We start from the raw sequence: 17533 nt of genomic DNA, 5'->3' as shown, positions 1-17533 counted from the left end.
CGCAGCACTCACCAAATTTATGCATCACTCGAAGCCTCCAGCAAAATCCGCCCGCTGGAACACGTGGCGGTCTCGTTGCGATAGGCGAAATACAACTTGCTGCGTACCGGATCGAAACGCAGGTGTAACTGGATTTCATCGCCGGGGCGCACCAGTTGCTGGAACTTCAGCACTTCCATGCCGGCGAATTTTTCCGGCAGGTTCATCAACTGTTGGCCAAGGCTCAGCGCCCAATCCACTTGCACCACGCCGGGCAATACCGGCGCCTGAGGGAAATGGCCGCTGAAGTAGGCGAGGTCCGGTGGCACCGCCAGTTGCAGGCTCCATTCGCCATCGGCTTCGACCTGCTCCAGCACTTGCGGCGCCTTTGGACGCGGCGCCAGCAACTGCGCTTCGACGTCGGCCTGAGGCAGTTTGCCCTGAGCGTTCAGCGGCAACTGCCGCAGTAAACGCCAGCGTCGAGGCAAGGCAAGGGCTTCGCAATGCTGGCTCAAGTGTTGGCGCAATGCCTGAGTGAGGGTGCGTCGACCTTGATTGCGCAAGGCATGCAAACCTTGCTCACTCAGCACCAGCAACGCACCCAGTGACGCGCGATTTTCCTGAACCACGCCCAGGCGCGCTTCGGCGACCCAGTCGTGGGCCATCAGCGCGTGTTCCAGCATCGGCAGGGAGATACGTTTTTCTTCCAGTTTGACGATCCGGTCCAGACGGCCCAGCAATTCGAAGCGGCCATCGGCAGCGATTCGCGCGGCGTCCGCGGTGTGTTCAATATGGCCGGGTGGCAGGTACGGCGAGGCAATGAGCAGCGCGCCATCGCTGTCCTGGCTCAATTCGATGCCGGCAAACGGCTGCCACAAATCAAGTCCCTGGCGCCAGGCAATGCCGCCGGTTTCCGAGCTGCCGAAGATTTCCGTCGGCCACTGTTGCAGGCGTTGCTGCAGGCTTTGCGCCGCCTCGGCCGGCAATGCGCCGCCCGAGGAAAACACCCGACGAACCGCGCTCAAGGCCGGCCAGTCGAGGTTGTCGCCCATGCGCTTGAGCAGCGCCGGGCTGGCGACCCAGGCAAAGGCCGGGTGTTCGCGGCTGGCGCGCTGCAAATCTTCCGGAAAGGCCAGTTGCTTGCGCACGAACGAGCGCCCGGCACACAGCGGCCACAACACCCGAAACAGCAAACCGTAGATGTGTTGGGTGGCGACGCTGCCGATGATGCAGGCTTCAGCCAGATCGGCGCCCCAGAGGTGTTCCAGCGCTTCGACTTCATTGGCCAGTTGGCGCAGGTTTTTGTCGATGCGTTTGGGCGCGCCACTGGAGCCGGAGGTGCACAGGCTAAGCGTGCAGCGATCAAGGTCCAGCGCTGCGCCACTCAGCGGCGCATGGCGATAGTCGCTCAGCTGCGTGTCATCGGCCTGATCCGTCAGCCACAGATCGACTTCGCTCGACCAGCGCTGGCGCGTCTGGGGTTGCAGGTCGGCAGGCAGCAACACGCTGACCCCGGCACGCCAGGCGCCAAGCAGGGCAATCGCCAGGTCGGCGGCGTCTTCCAGATGCACGGCAATGCGCCGCACACCCTGCGCTTGCAGGCCGGCGGCCAGGCTCAGGGCCTGTTCGCACAACTGTGCGTGATTCAGCACCGGCCCGGCCGTCACGGCGCGTTCCGGTTGAGCCTTGAGCAACAGTTGCTCAAGTTTTATCCAATTCATGGGTGGCCTCGTACCCGTTGTCGTATGAGCCATTCAATGGCAAACATCAGGCCGATCAATCCATAGGAGATCAGGCCGGTGTACAACATCCACCAACTCAGCGGCGCCCAGAGGGTCAGGGCGGCGGCGCACAAACCGTTGCAAAGAAAAAACCAGCACCAGGCAATGGTGACCTGGCGGGTGTAGCGAATGGCCTTGGCCGGCAAGCGTGGCTCACGCAGGCGGGCCAGACGTTCGATCATCGGCGGGCCGAATTTCAGGCTCAACCCGAACAGCACCAGCATGAAGCCGCTGATCAGCACGGGGTACCAGCGCAGCATGGCGGGGCTGTCGAACAGTGCGAGCAACAGGCAAAACACGATGGCGACGATGGCCATCCACAGGCTTCCCGGTCGACGCACGCCCGTCACCGCTCGCGCCAGCCACAGGCTGCCCAGCAGCAGGCCGAACTGCCACGGGGCGAAATGCTCCATGCCGAAATACACCGCGAAAGGGTACAGCAGCCCCGCGAGCAGCAGGCCGAGGCCGATCAGTCGACTCATGCGGCCGGCTGAACCAGACGGTAGACCGCCTCGACGACGTCGCTGACGGTACGCACCGATTTGAATTCTTCGGCGGCGATTTTCTTGCCGGTCTGGCGTTTGATGTGATCGATCAGGTCGACCGCGTCAATGCTGTCGATTTCCAGGTCCTGGTACAGGTTGGAGTCGAGGCTGACACGTTCTGGATCCAGCTCGAAGAGTTCGACCAAGGCATCGCGCAAGGTGTTGAAAATGTCGTCACGAGTTTGCATGGTCCGGTCTCAAGCTGCCTGTTTTGCAGTGACGAACGCCGCAAGGCTCGCCACGTTGCTGAAGTGATTGCGGGTGTCCTTGGCGTCGGCATCGATTTTGATGCCGTACTTTTTCTGGATCGCCAGGCCGAGTTCCAGGGCGTCGACGGAGTCCAGGCCCAGGCCCTCACCGAACAGCGTCTGGTCGTTGCCGATGTCTTCGACGCTGATGTCTTCGAGGCCAAGGGCGTCGATGATCAGCAGTTTTATTTCACGGTGCAGATCGCTCATCTTCGGCGAGCTCCTTAATAAAGTAGTGATGCAGGTAATCATTGAGCTTGCGCGAGGCTTGAGGCGCCGGGCCTTGTGCAGCGAAGGCCTGTGGGTCTATATCGGCCCCGACACGGAAACTGAAGTGCACGCGACGTTTAGGGATCCGATACCAGGGTTCGGCCTTGGTCAAGGTGGTCGGGCTGACCTTGATGACCACGGGAGTGAGGATTTTCGCACCGCGCAATGCGATCGACGCCGCACCCCGATGGAAGGCGGGTGCTTCGCCGGGCTGGGTGCGGGTGCCTTCGGGGAAAATGATCAGGGTCTGGCCGCTTTTCAGCGCGTCGGCCGCAGCGTCGAGCATGTCCATGCTGCCGTCGTTGCTGATGTATTCGGTGCAGCGTAACGGGCCACGGGTGAAGGGGTTTTCCCACAGGCTGCTTTTGACCACGCAGTTGGAATGGCGCACCAGGCCGATCAGGAACACCACGTCGATCAGCGACGGGTGATTGGCGATGATCATTTGCCCGGGGCGGCCGAGTTTTTCCGCGCCCTCGATGTCGTAGGTCAGCACGCCGGTGCGGGCCATGAACCTGACGAAAAACCAGAAGCAGCGGCTGACGGTTTGCCGCGCACGCAAGCGATGCGTCTGCGCATCACCGGGCAGACAGCCCAGCACCGGGAATACCACCAGGCGCAGGCACAGCCCGCCCAATCCGAATAGGGTGAAGCTTGCGGCGGTGGCCAGCAAACGCCAGTAATAGGCGTCGCGGTTTTTTTCGGTTACCGATTGCGTTGCCAGTTCCATACACGATTTTTCCAGGCATGTTGGCAGGTGGTCTGCTGGCCCAGCAGGGTACGCAAGAGATTCAGGGCATGGGGCCATTGGGCTTTGGACAACTCATCCGAAGTGCTGTTCAAGGACAGTTGCCAGTCATTGCCCGGTGTGAGCAACAAAGCCACCGCGTAGGGAAATGGCACGTCGTCGATCCAGGTCGAATAGGCTTCGGGTGGCTGCTCTTCGGTGACCACCAGCAGGACTGCGGGCGCCCCTTCGCCAAGCAGCGCCGCAGCCTCTAGCATGCCGTGTTCAAGTCCATCGCCGGCCGCAGCCAGAGCGGTCATTTCGCTGGTTTCGCCGCGCATGATCGACCACAGGCCGATGACTGCGTTGTGCACAGACAGGCTGAACTGGGTCGGCGACAGGGGCTGATCGGCGGCCAGATCGCTGAGGATATCGAAGGTACGCGGGGTTTCGCCGTGGCGGGAAATAAAGACCAACGGTAGGTCAGGGCGACCATCGGCCAACGGCCAGCCGACACTGAACGCCATCCGCGCCAGACGGCTGAGCCGCCGCCGTTGCATGGCCGGCAGAAACGAGACGTCGGGGGCGGCATCGCAGCTTGGCAGCACGACCGGTTGTCGGCTCCAGGCCTGCCAATCGTCCACGCTTTCGAGCCCAGGGGCCCACGCGCGCCATTGGGCGATGTTGAAGTTGATCACAGACATTCATCCCGCCCCTGCGGGCTTTCTTGACGCGGCAAGTCGCCAAATCGGCGATTCACCTGACGTGACGCTGAGCGTCGAGTGGCGCGCATTATCCCGTTGCGGCGGGCGCGTAGCAAATGCTGGTTACATTTTGCTCAACGAAATGTACCGATTGGTTCGTGAAAAGCTGTCGTTTGGCCATTATCCACATCGGTGGGCGGATGTCTGTCGGCGCCGAGAGCATTTTTCCGGACGAGAAGGCGGCTTTTTCAGTGAGTGTTTGCACCTGACTGCGTAGTCCCTGTGCCGGCGAGGTAGCTAAGCGATGCCGTGGACTACTACACTCGGTCATCTTTGATACACGGAGGTTTTGACATGCGGCGCGTGGTATTCAATCAGAAAGGCGGCGTAGGCAAATCCAGCATTGCCTGCAATCTGGCGGCGGTCAGTGCCAGCGAGGGCTATCGCACCCTGTTGGTAGATCTCGACGCTCAGGCCAATTCGACCCAGTACCTCACCGGGCTCACCGGTAATGACATTCCGATGGGGATTGCCGACTTCTTCAAGCAAACGCTGTCTTCAGGCCCGTTTTCGAAGAAAAACCAGGTCGATATCTACGAAACCCCGTTCGACAACCTCCACGTCATCACCGCCACCGCCGAACTGGCGGACTTGCAGCCCAAGCTTGAGGCGAAACACAAGATCAACAAGCTGCGCAAACTGCTCGACGAGCTGGCCGAAGATTACGACCGGATCTACCTCGATACACCGCCAGCACTGAACTTTTATGCGGTGTCTGCCTTGATTGCCGCCGATCGTGTGCTGATCCCCTTCGACTGCGACAGTTTCTCGCGCCAGGCACTGTACGGTCTGCTGGCGGAAATCGAAGAATTGAAGGACGACCACAACGAAGGGTTGGAAGTGGAAGGCATCGTCGTCAACCAGTTCCAGGCCCGCGCCAGCCTGCCGCAGCAGATCCTCGACGAGCTGATTGCCGAAGGTTTGCCGGTGTTGCCGGTGTACCTGGGCACTTCGGTGCGCATGCGCGAATCGCATCAGGCCAACACGCCGCTGATCCACCTCGACCCACGGCACAAGCTGACCCAGCAATTCGTCGAGCTGCATAGCCTGCTGGAAAATGCCTGATCTCGCGATGACACCGGACACCTGTGGGAGCGGGCTTGCTCGCGAATGCGGTGTGTCAGTCGACATCAACATTGGCTGACACTCCGCATTCGCGAGCAAGCCCGCTCCCACATTTGATTTGGGGTGGCTTCAGATCCCCTGGCTACGCAACCAGCTCATCAACTGCGGCAACGGAAACGCCCCGCTCTGGCGTGCCACTTCCCGGCCGTTCTTGAACAGAATCAGGCTCGGAATCGAGCGAATCCCCAACTGCGCCGACAACTGCTGATTCGCCTCGCTGTCCAGCTTGGCCAGCCTGCATTTGCCCGCCAACTGACCGGCCGCCTGTTCAAACACCGGCGCAAACGACTTGCACGGCCCGCACCAGTCCGCCCACACGTCCACCAGCAACGGCAGATCGCCCTTGATCTGACTGGCGTAATCACCTTGTTTCAATTCGAAAGGCTTGCTCAGCAAGACCTCGGCTTTGCAGCGCCCGCATTTCGGCTGATCGCCGAGGCGCTCGGCGGGGATGCGGTTGAGGCCGTTGCAGTGGGGGCAGGGGATGAGGAGTGGGTCGGACATAATCGGGCTCTGAATAAATGGGTAATCAGTGAAGCTGATCTGGAGTCGAAGTCGGTGGTTATCAAAGCGACATTCCGTAAGTCACTCAAGAGGAACAACTGATCTCCAAATGCTTCCCCCACTCCGGCGGCCGTTCGGCGTAACCCTCCATCCCCGGTTGCTCCTCGAACGGCTTGCTCAGCACCGCATGCAGCCGGCGAACCTCTGAATAGTCGCCGCTTTCCGCCGCATCGATGGCTTTCTGCGCCAGGTAGTTGCGCAGGATGTAGAGCGGGTTGACCGCGTGCATCCGCTGGCGGCGCTGTGGCTGGTCAACTTCACCTTCGCGGGCAACACGGGCGACATAGCGTTCAGCCCAGGCATCAAAGCCCTTGATGTCGACGAAGTCGTCGCGCAGGCGAGCAACGGCCAATTCCGGTGATTCCTCGCCGAGGCGGCGGAAGAACAGGCTGTAATCGACGCCGCTGTTCTGCATCAGTTGCAGCAATTGCTCCAGCAGTTTCTGATCATCGTCTTCGGCGGTGGTGAGGCCGAGGCGACGGCGCATCAGGTCCAGGTAATGGGCCTGGAACAGCGGCAGGTACAGCCCGAGGGTTTCGCGCAGGGCTTCGACGCTGATGAACGGCGTCAGCGCCTGGGCCAGGGCGCTGAGGTTCCACTGGCCGATCGGCACCTGGTTGCTGAAGGAATAACGGCCCTGATCATCGGAGTGGTTGCAGATGAAGTTGGCGTCGAAGTCATCGAGGAAGGCGAACGGGCCGAAGTCGAAGGTGATGCCGAGGATCGACATGTTGTCGGTGTTCATCACGCCGTGGCAGAAGCCATAAGCCTGCCATTTGGCGATCAGCTCGGCATTGCGCTCGACGACTTCGCGGAACATCGCCAGGTACGGTTCTGGCTGTTCGAGGCATTCCGGGAAGTGCATGGCCAGCACGTGCTCGCCGAGTTCTTTCTGCTTTTCGGGGCGTTTGGTGTAGTAGAAATACTCGAAATGCCCGAAGCGCACATGGCTCGGTGACAGGCGCAGGATCATGGCTGCGCGTTCCTGTTTTTCGCGCCACACCGGCGTGTCGGAGCCGATCACGCACAACGCACGGGTGGTCGGGATGTTCAGGGCATGCAGCGCTTCGGACGCAAGGAACTCGCGGATCGACGAACGCAGCACCGCACGGCCATCGCCCATGCGCGAAAAAGGTGTCTGGCCGGCGCCCTTGAGGTGCAGGTCCCAATGCTCGCCGGCCTCGTTGTAGACCTCGCCCAGCAGCAGTCCGCGACCGTCGCCCAGTTGTGGGTTGTAGGAGCCGAACTGATGCCCGGAATAGACCATCGCCCGCGGAATCGCGTCGGCCCAAAGCTTGTGGCCGCTGAACAGCTCGGCGAACTCCGGGGTATCGGCCTCGGCCGGATCAAGGTCGAGCAGCGCCATGGCGGCAGGGCTCGCGACGACCAGGCGAGGATTGTCGATGGGCTCGGGCAGTACGTGGGCAGAAAACGTATCGCCCAGGCGATCGAAGCGATTATCGAAGGTCAGTTCGTCGAGGGCTTTCACCGGCCATCTCCAGCAGAATGTCCGAGCATTCTGCTAGGGATAGGGCGGTTAGTCGAGTTTGGCGGGCGGCGGCTCTTGCAGCGGTTTGCCATCGGCCATCGGCACGATGGTTTTGGCTTCCGGCTCGATGGGCACCATTTTGTATTCCTGGCCGTGCAGGTTCTTCAGGTAAACCTCCATCTGCCGGAACGAAATGTTGATGTGCTGCTTCTTGAACTCGCGGTTGATGAAGCGGTTGACCTCATCGAGTACCGGGTTGCGGTCGCCGAGGTCACGCACATGCATGCGCAGCTCGTGGTCGAGGGTGCTTTCGCCGAAGTTCAGGAAGTACACGTGCGGTTCTGGGTCCTTCAGCACGCGCGGGTTGTCCCGGGCGGCTTTGAGCAGCAGTTCTTTCACCAGGTCCAGGTCCGAACCGTAATCGACGCCGAGCTTCAAGGTCACCCGGGTAATGGTGTCGGTCAGCGACCAGTTGATCAGTTGCCCGGTGATGAACGTCTTGTTCGGGACGATGATGTCCTTGCGGTCGAAGTCGGTGATGGTCGTGGCGCGGATGCGGATCTTGCTGACCGTGCCCGACAGGTTGCCGATGGTGATCGTGTCGCCGATCCGCACCGGGCGTTCGAACAGGATCATGATCCCGGAGATGAAGTTCGCGAAAATCTCCTGCATCCCGAAACCAAGTCCCACCGAAAGCGCCGCCACCAGCCACTGCAACTTGTCCCAGCTCACGCCGAGTGTGGACAGGGTCGAGACGAAACCGATGCCGGCGATCACGTAAGACAGCAGCGTGGTCGTGGCGTAGGCGCTGCCCTGCGCCAGGTTCAGCTTCGACAATACGAACACTTCCAGCAGACCTGGCAAGTTGCGTGCGAGGGCGAAGGTGATGCCGATGATGATCAGCGCCCCCAGCATGTCGCCGATGCTGATCGGCACCATGCTCATGTTGGCGCCGGTGCCGCTGGTGTATTCGTAGAGGGTGATGTTGTCGAGGTACGAGAACACCGAAATCAGATCAGACCAGACCCAGTACAGCGCAGCGATGAAGCCACCGAGCAGCGCCAGGCGAATCAGGCGCAACGACTGTTCGTTGACCTTCTCGATGTCCAGGGTCGGCTCTTCGATCACTGCTTCGCCATCGCCGGCCTCTTTCGCTGCCTGACGTTTGGCCAGGGCGCGCTGGTAGGCGAGACGGCGTGCCGCAACGCTCAGGCCGCGGACGAACGTGGCTTCAATCACCAGCCAGAACATCAGCAGGTAAAGCGTGTTGATCAAGCGGTCGCTGAGCTTCAGCGCGGTGTAGTAGTAGCCGAAGCACACCGCCACGAACAACGCGACAGGCAGGACGGTGAACAGGACCCCGACCGCTTTGCGGAACAACGAGGCGTTTTCGTGCGTCGGGCTGCTGATCAGCAATCGGCTGAGCAGCCAGGTCATCAAGGCGTAGCAGATCAGTACGACCGGCATGCCCAGCACGTCATCGGCCAGCCCCGCCGGTTGCAGCTCGGCAACGGCCACCACCGCGACCAACGCCATGACCACCAGCCCGAGACGACGGACCCAGCCCTGAAGGAATTCGACCTGAGGCTTTTCCCAGCGGAAATGCAGTTCGGCGACGCCGCCCGGCGCGAGGATTCGGTAGGCGGTGTAGAACACCAGCCAGGCCTGAGCCATTTGCAGCAGCGCCGCGCCCATGTTGGCGTTCTGCCCCCGAGCGTCGATTTGCAGGGCCAGGCCACACAGGGCCAGGCCCAGCGCAACCGGCAATGCCAGCAGAATATTGACCAGAATCGCCTGCGGCGTGTGCAACTGGCTGTCACGCTTGAAGTGGCCGATGTCCTGGTGAACCTTGTTCAGTCGGGCATACAGGCTTTTACGCCGCCACAGCAGGGCGCCGATCACCAGTACCAACGGGAGAAACAGCAGCGGTCGCTGAGTCAGGCCGTCAATCAATTCACTCACGCTCGACGCCAGCGGCAGGCTCGCCACCTGGCGTTGCAGACGCTCCGGCACGCTGCGTATCCATTCAAGGTCCAGCGGCTTGTTGCTGGGAATCCAGAACATCTGTTCGTCGAGGGTCGCCCGCAGGCTTTGCGCGGTGCTGAGCAGTTGCTTCTGATTGAGTTGCAGCGTGATCGATTCGTTGAGCACCGCGCTCAGTTCGCGGTTCAGCCGCTCCAGCAGGTCGGCGCGGGTCGTGGCCAGTTCCAGCAGGCTCTTGCGCAGTTGCGGGGTGACTTGCTCGGGCGGCTGAGTCGACAGCAGGTTGTCGACATAGGTCGCCGGGTTGCTGAGTAATTCCCGTTGCTGACTGACTTCGAACTGATACAGGCGAATGTCGGCGATCTGGTCGGCCAGGTTGCGGTCGACCTTGAGGCGCGGCAGGCCCTGTTTCTGTTTGTAGAGGATTTTCGACAGCAGCAGGCTGCCCTTGAGCACACTGATTTGCTCGTCGAGGGCCGAATCGCTCTGGGTTACGTTGTCGAGTTGCTGCTTGGTTTGCAGGTTCTGCTGGGTGACTTCGTTGAGACGGTCGGTGCTCTTGAGCAGGTAGTCCGAAAGCTTCAGGTTTGCCGCACTTTCGGTGGCCAGCAGGGCGCTGCCGCCGGACTTCTGCGCTTCGATGGACTGCTGCGTCACCGTCTCCTGGGACTGGGCCAGGCGTTTCTGGTTGATCAGGTTTTGCAGCTCCTGGATTTCGCGATCCAGGCGGTCGGATTTTTCCGAGAGCAAGTCATGCTGGCTGTTGCCCAGGTCCTGCAACTGGCTGTTGCCGGCCAGTTCTTGGCGACGCAGCGGGATCAGCGCATTCAGTGCCGCGAGTTCGGCATTGAGCAGGTCGCGCTGTTCGCTGCTCAAGGTCTTGCCGTTGTCTTTGCCGGCCTTGAGGATGTTATTGATCTGCTGGATGCGCGTCTGGCTGGTGGAAATTTCAGCCTGGGCGCGCTCAGGGCGGGTCTGGGCGGTAATGACCAGGCTGTTCGCATCAGCGAGGGCTTTCTGCATATCACTTTGCTGGGTCGCGCGCTCGGTCAGCATCTGCTCGAGCTGCTGCACGGATTCTTTGCCGTAGCGTTGCGCCACAGGGATGACGCTGCTGGCTTTCAGGCGCGTCAGCTCGCGCTGGTTCTCGATGTTCTGCTTGGGCGCGGTAGCGAGTTGCTGCTTGAGATCGGCCAGCTTGCGCTCGTAATCACGCTTGTTGTTGAGCTGGGTCAGCGTGCTTTGCAGCAACGTTTGCAGGGCTTTCTGATCGGCTTCCGGCAGTTTGCGGTCGGCGATCTTGTCCAGGCTCGCCTGCACGGCTTCGCTGGACGGCGGTTCCGCCGCTTGCAACGTGCCGACAGACAGACTCAAGCCCAGCAGGGCCATGATGAAAAAGGTGCGCAGGGTTGACATAGAGACCGATCGAAAACGAGACGAAGAATGAAGTTTAGAGGAAGAGTCCCGGACCCGGGCGACTTCCTTCGGGGAATCTGACGCCCACTTTGCCGATCTTGTTCCCTTCCATGACCGCGACGGTCCAGATGGTATTGTTCCACTCCACCTGGTCACCCACGACTGGCGCACCGCCCACTTTGTGAGCAATGAAGCTGGCCAGAGTCATATCCGGATCGATGCCTTCGACTTTCAACCCGTACAGGGCAGCAACCGCCGCCAGCTGGGCATCTCCTTCGAGTACGAAGTCGCCGAAGAAACGCAAATCGAGGCCTCGTTGAGGCGCCTGGCTAAACAGTTTTCCAAGGGCCGGCAGGTTGTGTTCGTGGCCGATTACGCAGAGCAAATCATCGACTTCGAGCACCGTACTACCCGACGGATGGAGCAGTTGCTGGCCACGAAACAGTGCGGCGATGCGTGTGCCTTCGGGCATTTTCAGTTCACGAAGGGGCGAACCGATGCACCATTTTTCGGCACCGAGGCGATAAACGAACAGCTCCCACTCGCTGGTGACATGTACTTCCAGGGCTGAACGCGAGATCGGCGCAGGTTCCGGTGGCACCGTCACCTTTAACAGTTTGGCGATCCACGGCAGGCTCGTCCCTTGTACCAGCAGCGACACCAGCACAATAAAGAAGGCAAGGTTGAAGTAGAGCTGGGCGTTGGGCAGGCCGGCCATCAGCGGGAACACCGCCAGAATGATCGGGACTGCGCCGCGCAGGCCGACCCAGGAAATAAAGGCTTTCTCGCGACCGTGGAAGGCCTTGAAGGGCAGCAGGCCGACCAGCACCGACAGTGGCCGTGCAAACAGGATCATCCACAACGCCAGGCCCAGCGCAGGCAGGGCGATCGGCAGCAAGTCGTGCGGCGTGACCAACAGGCCCAGCACCAGGAACATGCCGATCTGCGCCAGCCACGCCATGCCGTCGAGCATGTGCAGAATGCCGTGGCGGCTGCGTACCGGACGGTTGCCGATCACCAGGCCGCACAAGTAAACCGCGAGGAAACCGCTGCCGTGCAGGGCGTTGGTCAGGGCGAACACCACCAGGCCGCCGGCGATCACCAGAATCGGATAGAGGCCGGTGGCCAGATTGATCCGGTTGACCAGTTGCAGCATCAGCCAGCCGCCACCGAGCCCGATCACGCCGCCGATGCCGAACTCGCGCAACAGGTGGGTCAGCAGGCTCCAGTGCAGGCCGGTCTGGCCGCTGGCGAGCATGTCGATCAGGGTGACGGTGAGGAACACTGCCATCGGGTCGTTGCTGCCGGATTCGATTTCGAGACTGGCGGTGACCCGTTCATTCAGGCCTTTGCCGCCGAGCAGCGAGAACACCGCCGCAGCATCCGTGGAGCCGACGATGGCGCCGATCAGCAGGCCCTGAATCAGGTTCAGATCGAACAACCACGCCGCAGCCATGCCAGTCAGCCCGGTGGTGATCAACACCCCGACCGTGGCCAGCGACAGCGCCGGCCATAACGCCACGCGAAAACTCGACACCCTGGTGCGCAAACCGCCATCGAGCAGGATCACCGCCAGTGCGAGGTTGCCGACCAGATAAGCCGTTGGGTAGTTATCGAAAATAATCCCGCCGCCATCGACGCCGGCGGCCATGCCCACGGCCAGGATGATCACCAGAATCGGGATACCGAGGCGGGACGAAAGTGAGCTCACCAGAATGCTCGCACCTACCAGCAACGCGCCGATCAAGAACAGGCTGTTGATGGTCGTCGCATTCAAAGGCAATACTCCAGAAAGCTGAAAGGCGGGCACACACTGACCATGCAGTCTGCGTGCCAGCGATTCTAACCTGTTGAAATGTGATGCTGTCAAAAAGCTTTTGTAGATCAAAAGCCCTACGCGAAATCCGCCATTACGCAATCCCCTGTAGGAGCCGGCTTGCCGGCGATGGCGGCCTCAAGATCATCGTAAAATCTTAGGGACCCATCGCCGGCAAGCCGGCTCCTACAGGGATTTGTGGTGTTAGAGGATCAGAGGCTGAACCGTCCAACCATCGTGTTCAGGTCCACTGCCAATCGCGACAGTTCGTTGCTCGCTGCGCTGGTCTGATTGGCGCCGGTGGCCGATTGCACCGACAGATCACGAATGTTCACCAGGTTACGGTCCACTTCACGGGCCACTTGGGCCTGTTCTTCGGCCGCGCTGGCGATCACCAGGTTGCGTTCGTTGATTTCGACGATGGCGCTGTTGATCGTGTCCAGCGACATCCCTGCGCCGCGAGCGATGTTCAAGGTCGACTCGGCGCGCTCGGTGCTGTTGCGCATCGAATCCACCGCGTGCTCGGTGCCGGTCTGAATGCTGCCGATCATGCGTTCGATTTCGCTGGTCGATTGCTGAGTGCGGTGCGCCAGTGCACGCACTTCGTCCGCCACCACCGCAAAACCGCGCCCGGCTTCACCGGCACGGGCCGCTTCGATGGCGGCGTTCAAGGCCAGCAGGTTGGTCTGGTCCGCCAGGCCACGGATCACATCCAGTACCTTGCCGATGTCGCGGGATTCATTGGCCAGATCGCCGATCAGTGTCGCCGTGCTCTGCACATCGGCGCTCATGCGTTCGATGGCGCTGACGGTTTCCTGCACCAGATCACGACCGTCACCGGCCGACGTGGTGGCGTTTTTCGACGCTTCCGAGGTGCTCACCGCGTTGCGCGCGACTTCTTCCACGGCGCTGGTCATTTCATTGACGGCGGTGGCGGCCTGTTCGATTTCGTTGTTCTGTTGGGTCAGGCCACGGGCGCTTTCGTCGGTGACACTGTTGAGCTCTTCAGCGGCGGAGGCCAGTTGCGTGGCCGAGCCGGAAATCCGCTGCAGGGTGTCGCGCAGCTTGTCTTGCATCTTCGACATGGCCAGCAGCAAACGGCCGGCTTCGTCTTTGCCATCAACGGTGATCGGTCGAGTCAGGTTACCTTCGGCAATTTGTTCGGCAGCGCTCAAGGCATTGGCGATTGGCTTGGTGATGCTGTTGGTCAGCAGCCAGGCAAACAGCACGGTCAGGCCGGTGGCGATGACCAGCAAGGTGATCACCAGATTGAACGCCGAATCGTATTGATCGGCAGCGCGCTGATTGGTGTCGACGGTCTGCTGGGTGTTGATCTCCAGCAAGCGATTGAGCACTGCGTTGACGGCTTCGGAGTTGGTCAGCAGATCGGTGTTGAGCAAGGTGCGCAGTTCATCGACCTGATTGTTGCGCGACAGGGTTTTCATCCGGTCTTCGATCTGGCGGTACTGCCCCAGCAACTGTACGTATTGATCGTAGGCTGCACGTTCCTGCGGGCTGGCGATCAGTTTTTCGTAGGTGGCTTGAGCCGCACGAATCTGTTGGTTGCGCGTGTCCAGCAGCTCCATGGTTTTCTGCTGAACATCGGGCTCGCGGTTCACCAGCAAACGGTAGGACAGCACTCGCAGGCGCAAGGTGAGTTGAGTGAACTCGTCGAGGCTTTTGATACTCGGCACGCTGCTCAAGGTGATCTCCTCGGCAGCACCGCGAATCTTGCTCATCTGGTTCAAGGCAAACACCCCCAGAACCAGCATCAGACCGCCAATCAGGGCGAAACCGAGGAACGCCCGCGGAGCGATATTCATATTACGAAGGGACATGGTGTTTACCGAAAAAAGCGCACCTGTGCGGCGCTGAGACTGACGTATGGATGACTTATCGGTCATACGACTAAAGTCTTGAGGGGCTGCGCGTATTTGTCGCAGTCAGACCGTTTCCTGTAGGAGCGATGCTTGCTCGCGAAGGACGTTAACGGTAACGCGTGCAGTCTGGATGAACGCGTTGTCTTGACGTCCTTCGCGAGCAAGCATCGCTCCTACAGAAACTATGGCGACGAAGTGCAGGAACCAGATCCGCCAATCACAGTCTTTAAAGTTCGCGAGGAAGGTCGCTCGCCAGGAAAATCAAGGCCTTGCGCCCCATTAACCCTGGCATCCGTGGTGACTTTTCTTTATCGTACGCGCCCCTTGAAAATGCTTGGAAAATCAAAATGTTGGAAGCATCCCTAAGCCAATTGGAACAACTGGTCAGCGACCTTGTTCAACAGAACCAGACCCTGAGTGCAGAACTGGCCCAGGCCAAGGATGAAAACGAAAGCCTGCAACTGAGCCTGATGGAACAGGAAGAGAAACAAGGCGCCACCGCCGCCCGCATCCAGGCCCTGGTTGAACGCGTCAGCGCCGGCCCGGTCAGCGCATGAGTGTCGGCGCCGCAGGGGTAAAAGTCGTCTCGATCCTGGGGGAGGACTATTCGATCAAGGCGCCGGCCGGGGAAGAGCAAACCCTGCTGGACGCCGCATTGATGTTGAAGGCTGCTTTGGCTGACACCAAAAGAAAGTACCCGACCCTGATCGGTGACCGACTGCTGGTACTGGCCGCGATGAATCTGTGTTCTCAGCAGATCGAAATGAAAAAGCAGCACAAGCTCGAACTCGACCGTTACCAAGAGCAAGTCAGCGCCACGGTTGAAGTGATCTCCAAGACGATCAATCAGGCCTGATCGGCTTTGCGCACAACCAAAGAATAAATTGTCGTCTGCGTTGTATACAATCGGCACGGCTGTTGCAGTGTTTCAGCCTCTTATTCTTTGGGGGTGCTCCATGCAGTTCTGGCGTCGAAGTATTCAGTGGCAGTTGATCCTCAGTATGGGCACCGCCCTGCTGGTCAGTATTCTGATCGTGGTTGGCGTTTATACCCTCGTGGTCAACCGTCTCGCCCAGAGCTACCTGGTCGAACAAGCGCTGCCGTCGAGCATCGAAGCGATGCGCAACGACATCGAGCGCATCCTCGTTCAACCCCTCACCGCCGCCAAGGACATCGCCAGCAACAGCATGGTGCGCGACTGGCTCGCCGGGGGCGAAAACAGTGATCAGACCGCCGCGTTCGTGCAGTATCTGGAAGGCATCCGCGCCGAACACAAAGCCTTTACCGCGTTAATTGTCGGTACGGCTTCAAACCACTATTTCACTGAAAAAGGCCTGGACCGCAGCCTTAGCCGTTCCAATCCCAAAGACGCCTGGTTCTATTCGTTCCTCGACAGCAACCAGCCGCGCACCCTCAATATCGACAACGACACAGCCACCGGAGAATTGGCACTGTTCATCGACCTCAAGGTCGAGCAGGCCGGCAAAGTCGTGGGCGTTGCCGGGCTTGGCCTGAGCATGAAAGAGCTGTCGGAGCTGATTCACAACTTCACCTTCGGTGAGCGCGGCAAGGTCTATCTCGTGCGTTCCGACGGTTTGATCCAGGTTCACCCCGAAGCGCAATTCAGTGGCAAGCGCACCTTGGTCGAGCAAATCGGTGCGTCGGCCGCGCAGGCAGTCATGGGTCAAAAAGCTGCCAGCAGCAGCTTCGTGCGTGATGGCGAAGACTTCCTGGCCTTGAGCCTGCCGCTGAGGGACTTGGGCTGGACCCTGGTGGCCGAAGTGCCACAGTCGCAGATCTACGCCGAAGCCCGCCGCGCCATGTGGATGAGCAGCGGCATTGGCCTGGCGGTGGCGTTGGTGTGCCTGTTGCTGGTGGTGTTGCTGGCTCGTGGGTTGGTGCGGCCGATTCGTCAGGTAACAGCAGCGTTGGTTGCCATCGGTAGCGGTGGTGGAGATTTGACCCACAGGTTAGATTCCAGCCGCGCCGATGAACTGGGTGACCTGGCGCGCGGCTTCAATCGATTCCTCGACAGTCAGCGCGAGATGATCGGCGAAGTGCTGACCACCAGTGAGCGTTTGCGCACCGCCGTCAGCCAGGTGGCGAAGGTTGTGGATAACACAGCCGAACGCTCCGGGCGTCAGCAGGAAATGACCGACATGGTTGCCACCGCCGTCCACGAAATGGGCCTGACCGTGCAGGAAATCGCGCAGAACGCCGGTAATGCGGCGGTTGCCTCGCAGGATGCTCGCGATGAGGCGATGCAGGCGCGGGAAGTGGTCGGTGGGTCGATCCGACATATTGAAAGCATGTCTGATGAAATCGGTGTCGCCGCCAGTGCAGTGGGCGAACTGGCTGATCAGGTGGCGTCGATCGATCAGGTGTTGGCGGTGATTCGCGGGATTTCCGAGCAGACCAACCTGTTGGCGTTGAATGCGGCTATTGAAGCAGCGCGGGCTGGAGACATGGGCCGTGGATTTGCCGTCGTGGCAGATGAAGTGCGGACGCTGGCGCGGCGGACTCAAACGTCCACCGATGAAATTCAGCAAATCATCGGCTGCCTTAAACAAGGCGCGGAGAACGCGGTGTCGTCGATGCACACCGGTCAAGCGGCGACCGGCACCGGTGTCGAATCGAGCCAGCGCACCGGGACGTCGCTGACCGCGATTACCGGGCAGATCGAGCGCATCAGCGACATGAACCACCAAGTCGCGACCGCGACGGAAGAACAGTCGGCGGTGACCGAAGAGATCAACCGCAACGTGCAGGGGATTTCCGATCTGGCCCGGGCGACAGCGGGGGAGGTCAGGGCTTGTCGGGAGGATTGCCAGACGTTGCAGCGGTTGGCGGATGATTTGGCGCGGCAGATGGGTGGGTTCAAGTTGAGTTGATGTGTTGTCTTCGCTGACGCCATCGCGAGCAGGCTCGCTCCTACAGGGGAAATGC

Annotated in this window: 15 protein-coding genes and 1 pseudogene; 4 read left to right on the top strand and 12 right to left on the bottom strand. The window is 60.5% G+C overall.

Annotated features, from left to right (window positions below; all coding sequences use genetic code 11):
• Positions 1-17: 17 nt before the first annotated feature.
• From PMI32_RS25610 to PMI32_RS25635, 6 genes are read right to left on the bottom strand one after another with little or no spacing between them, the layout of a single operon-like run.
• The gene (locus PMI32_RS25610) at positions 18-1700 is read right to left on the bottom strand and encodes an acyl-CoA synthetase family protein (protein WP_008025128.1); all 1683 of its coding nucleotides are present in this window, start codon (positions 1698-1700) and stop codon (positions 18-20) included.
• Positions 1697-2242, bottom strand: coding sequence for a COG4648 family protein (locus tag PMI32_RS25615; RefSeq protein WP_008025126.1), 546 nt, complete (start codon positions 2240-2242; stop codon positions 1697-1699). Before PMI32_RS25615 ends, PMI32_RS25610 begins: the two co-directional genes overlap by 4 nt.
• Positions 2239-2493 carry an acyl carrier protein gene (locus PMI32_RS25620; protein ID WP_008025124.1) on the bottom strand — a complete coding sequence of 85 codons (255 nt, stop codon included), beginning with the start codon at positions 2491-2493 and terminating at the stop codon, positions 2239-2241. The genes PMI32_RS25615 and PMI32_RS25620 overlap by 4 nt, the downstream gene beginning before the upstream one ends.
• 9 nt (positions 2494-2502) lie before the next feature.
• Entirely contained in the window at positions 2503-2763 is a 261-nt protein-coding gene (locus PMI32_RS25625) for a phosphopantetheine-binding protein (RefSeq protein ID WP_008025122.1), read from the bottom strand.
• Positions 2744-3553: a lysophospholipid acyltransferase family protein gene (locus tag PMI32_RS25630; RefSeq protein ID WP_008025119.1), complete on the bottom strand. Its 810-nt coding sequence runs from the start codon at positions 3551-3553 to the stop codon at positions 2744-2746. The genes PMI32_RS25625 and PMI32_RS25630 overlap by 20 nt, the downstream gene beginning before the upstream one ends.
• A complete protein-coding gene (locus PMI32_RS25635) occupies positions 3529-4254 on the bottom strand; it encodes a beta-ketoacyl synthase chain length factor (protein ID WP_008025117.1) in 726 nt (241 codons plus the stop codon). The genes PMI32_RS25630 and PMI32_RS25635 overlap by 25 nt, the downstream gene beginning before the upstream one ends.
• 354 nt (positions 4255-4608) lie before the next feature.
• Here PMI32_RS25635 and PMI32_RS25640 point away from each other — a divergent pair, with 354 nt between their 5' ends.
• Positions 4609-5379, top strand: a complete 771-nt coding sequence (locus PMI32_RS25640; RefSeq protein WP_008025116.1) for a ParA family protein — start codon at positions 4609-4611, stop codon at positions 5377-5379.
• Between the two features lie 129 nt (positions 5380-5508).
• On the opposite strand, the gene trxC is transcribed toward PMI32_RS25640, so the two are convergent.
• The 6 genes and pseudogenes from trxC to PMI32_RS31010 all read right to left on the bottom strand — a co-directional run.
• Positions 5509-5943, bottom strand: a complete 435-nt coding sequence (trxC, locus tag PMI32_RS25645; RefSeq protein ID WP_008025114.1) for a thioredoxin TrxC — start codon at positions 5941-5943, stop codon at positions 5509-5511.
• A gap of 85 nt (positions 5944-6028) precedes the next feature.
• Positions 6029-7492 (bottom strand): protein adenylyltransferase SelO, encoded by a 1464-nt coding sequence (gene selO, locus PMI32_RS25650; RefSeq protein ID WP_008025112.1) that lies wholly within the window; start codon positions 7490-7492, stop codon positions 6029-6031.
• Between the two features lie 48 nt (positions 7493-7540).
• Positions 7541-10891 (bottom strand): mechanosensitive channel MscK, encoded by a 3351-nt coding sequence (gene mscK, locus PMI32_RS25655; protein ID WP_008025110.1) that lies wholly within the window; start codon positions 10889-10891, stop codon positions 7541-7543.
• A 34-nt stretch (positions 10892-10925) separates the two neighbouring features.
• The gene (locus PMI32_RS25660) at positions 10926-12668 is read right to left on the bottom strand and encodes a potassium/proton antiporter (protein WP_008025108.1); all 1743 of its coding nucleotides are present in this window, start codon (positions 12666-12668) and stop codon (positions 10926-10928) included.
• A 251-nt stretch (positions 12669-12919) separates the two neighbouring features.
• Positions 12920-13783, bottom strand: a complete 864-nt coding sequence (locus PMI32_RS31015) for a methyl-accepting chemotaxis protein (protein ID WP_407013414.1) — start codon at positions 13781-13783, stop codon at positions 12920-12922.
• Positions 13775-14530: pseudogene (locus PMI32_RS31010) on the bottom strand (MCP four helix bundle domain-containing protein); the annotation flags it as partial. The pseudogene PMI32_RS31010 and the gene PMI32_RS31015, both read right to left, overlap by 9 nt.
• Positions 14531-14934: 404 nt before the next feature.
• On the opposite strand from PMI32_RS31010, the gene PMI32_RS25670 reads away from it, so the two are divergent.
• From PMI32_RS25670 to PMI32_RS25680, 3 genes are all read left to right on the top strand, one after another.
• Entirely contained in the window at positions 14935-15144 is a 210-nt protein-coding gene (locus tag PMI32_RS25670; protein ID WP_008025106.1) for a hypothetical protein, read from the top strand.
• Positions 15141-15443, top strand: a complete 303-nt coding sequence (locus PMI32_RS25675) for a cell division protein ZapA (protein ID WP_008025105.1) — start codon at positions 15141-15143, stop codon at positions 15441-15443. The genes PMI32_RS25670 and PMI32_RS25675 overlap by 4 nt, the downstream gene beginning before the upstream one ends.
• Positions 15444-15543: 100 nt before the next feature.
• Positions 15544-17478: a methyl-accepting chemotaxis protein gene (locus PMI32_RS25680; protein WP_008025103.1), complete on the top strand. Its 1935-nt coding sequence runs from the start codon at positions 15544-15546 to the stop codon at positions 17476-17478.
• The last annotated feature ends 55 nt before the right edge of the window (positions 17479-17533 follow it).

The organism is Pseudomonas sp. GM60, from assembly GCF_000282415.1.
GTDB classification, from domain to species: Bacteria; Pseudomonadota; Gammaproteobacteria; order Pseudomonadales; family Pseudomonadaceae; genus Aquipseudomonas; species Aquipseudomonas migulae.
This window is presented reverse-complemented; position numbering and strand designations above follow the sequence as displayed.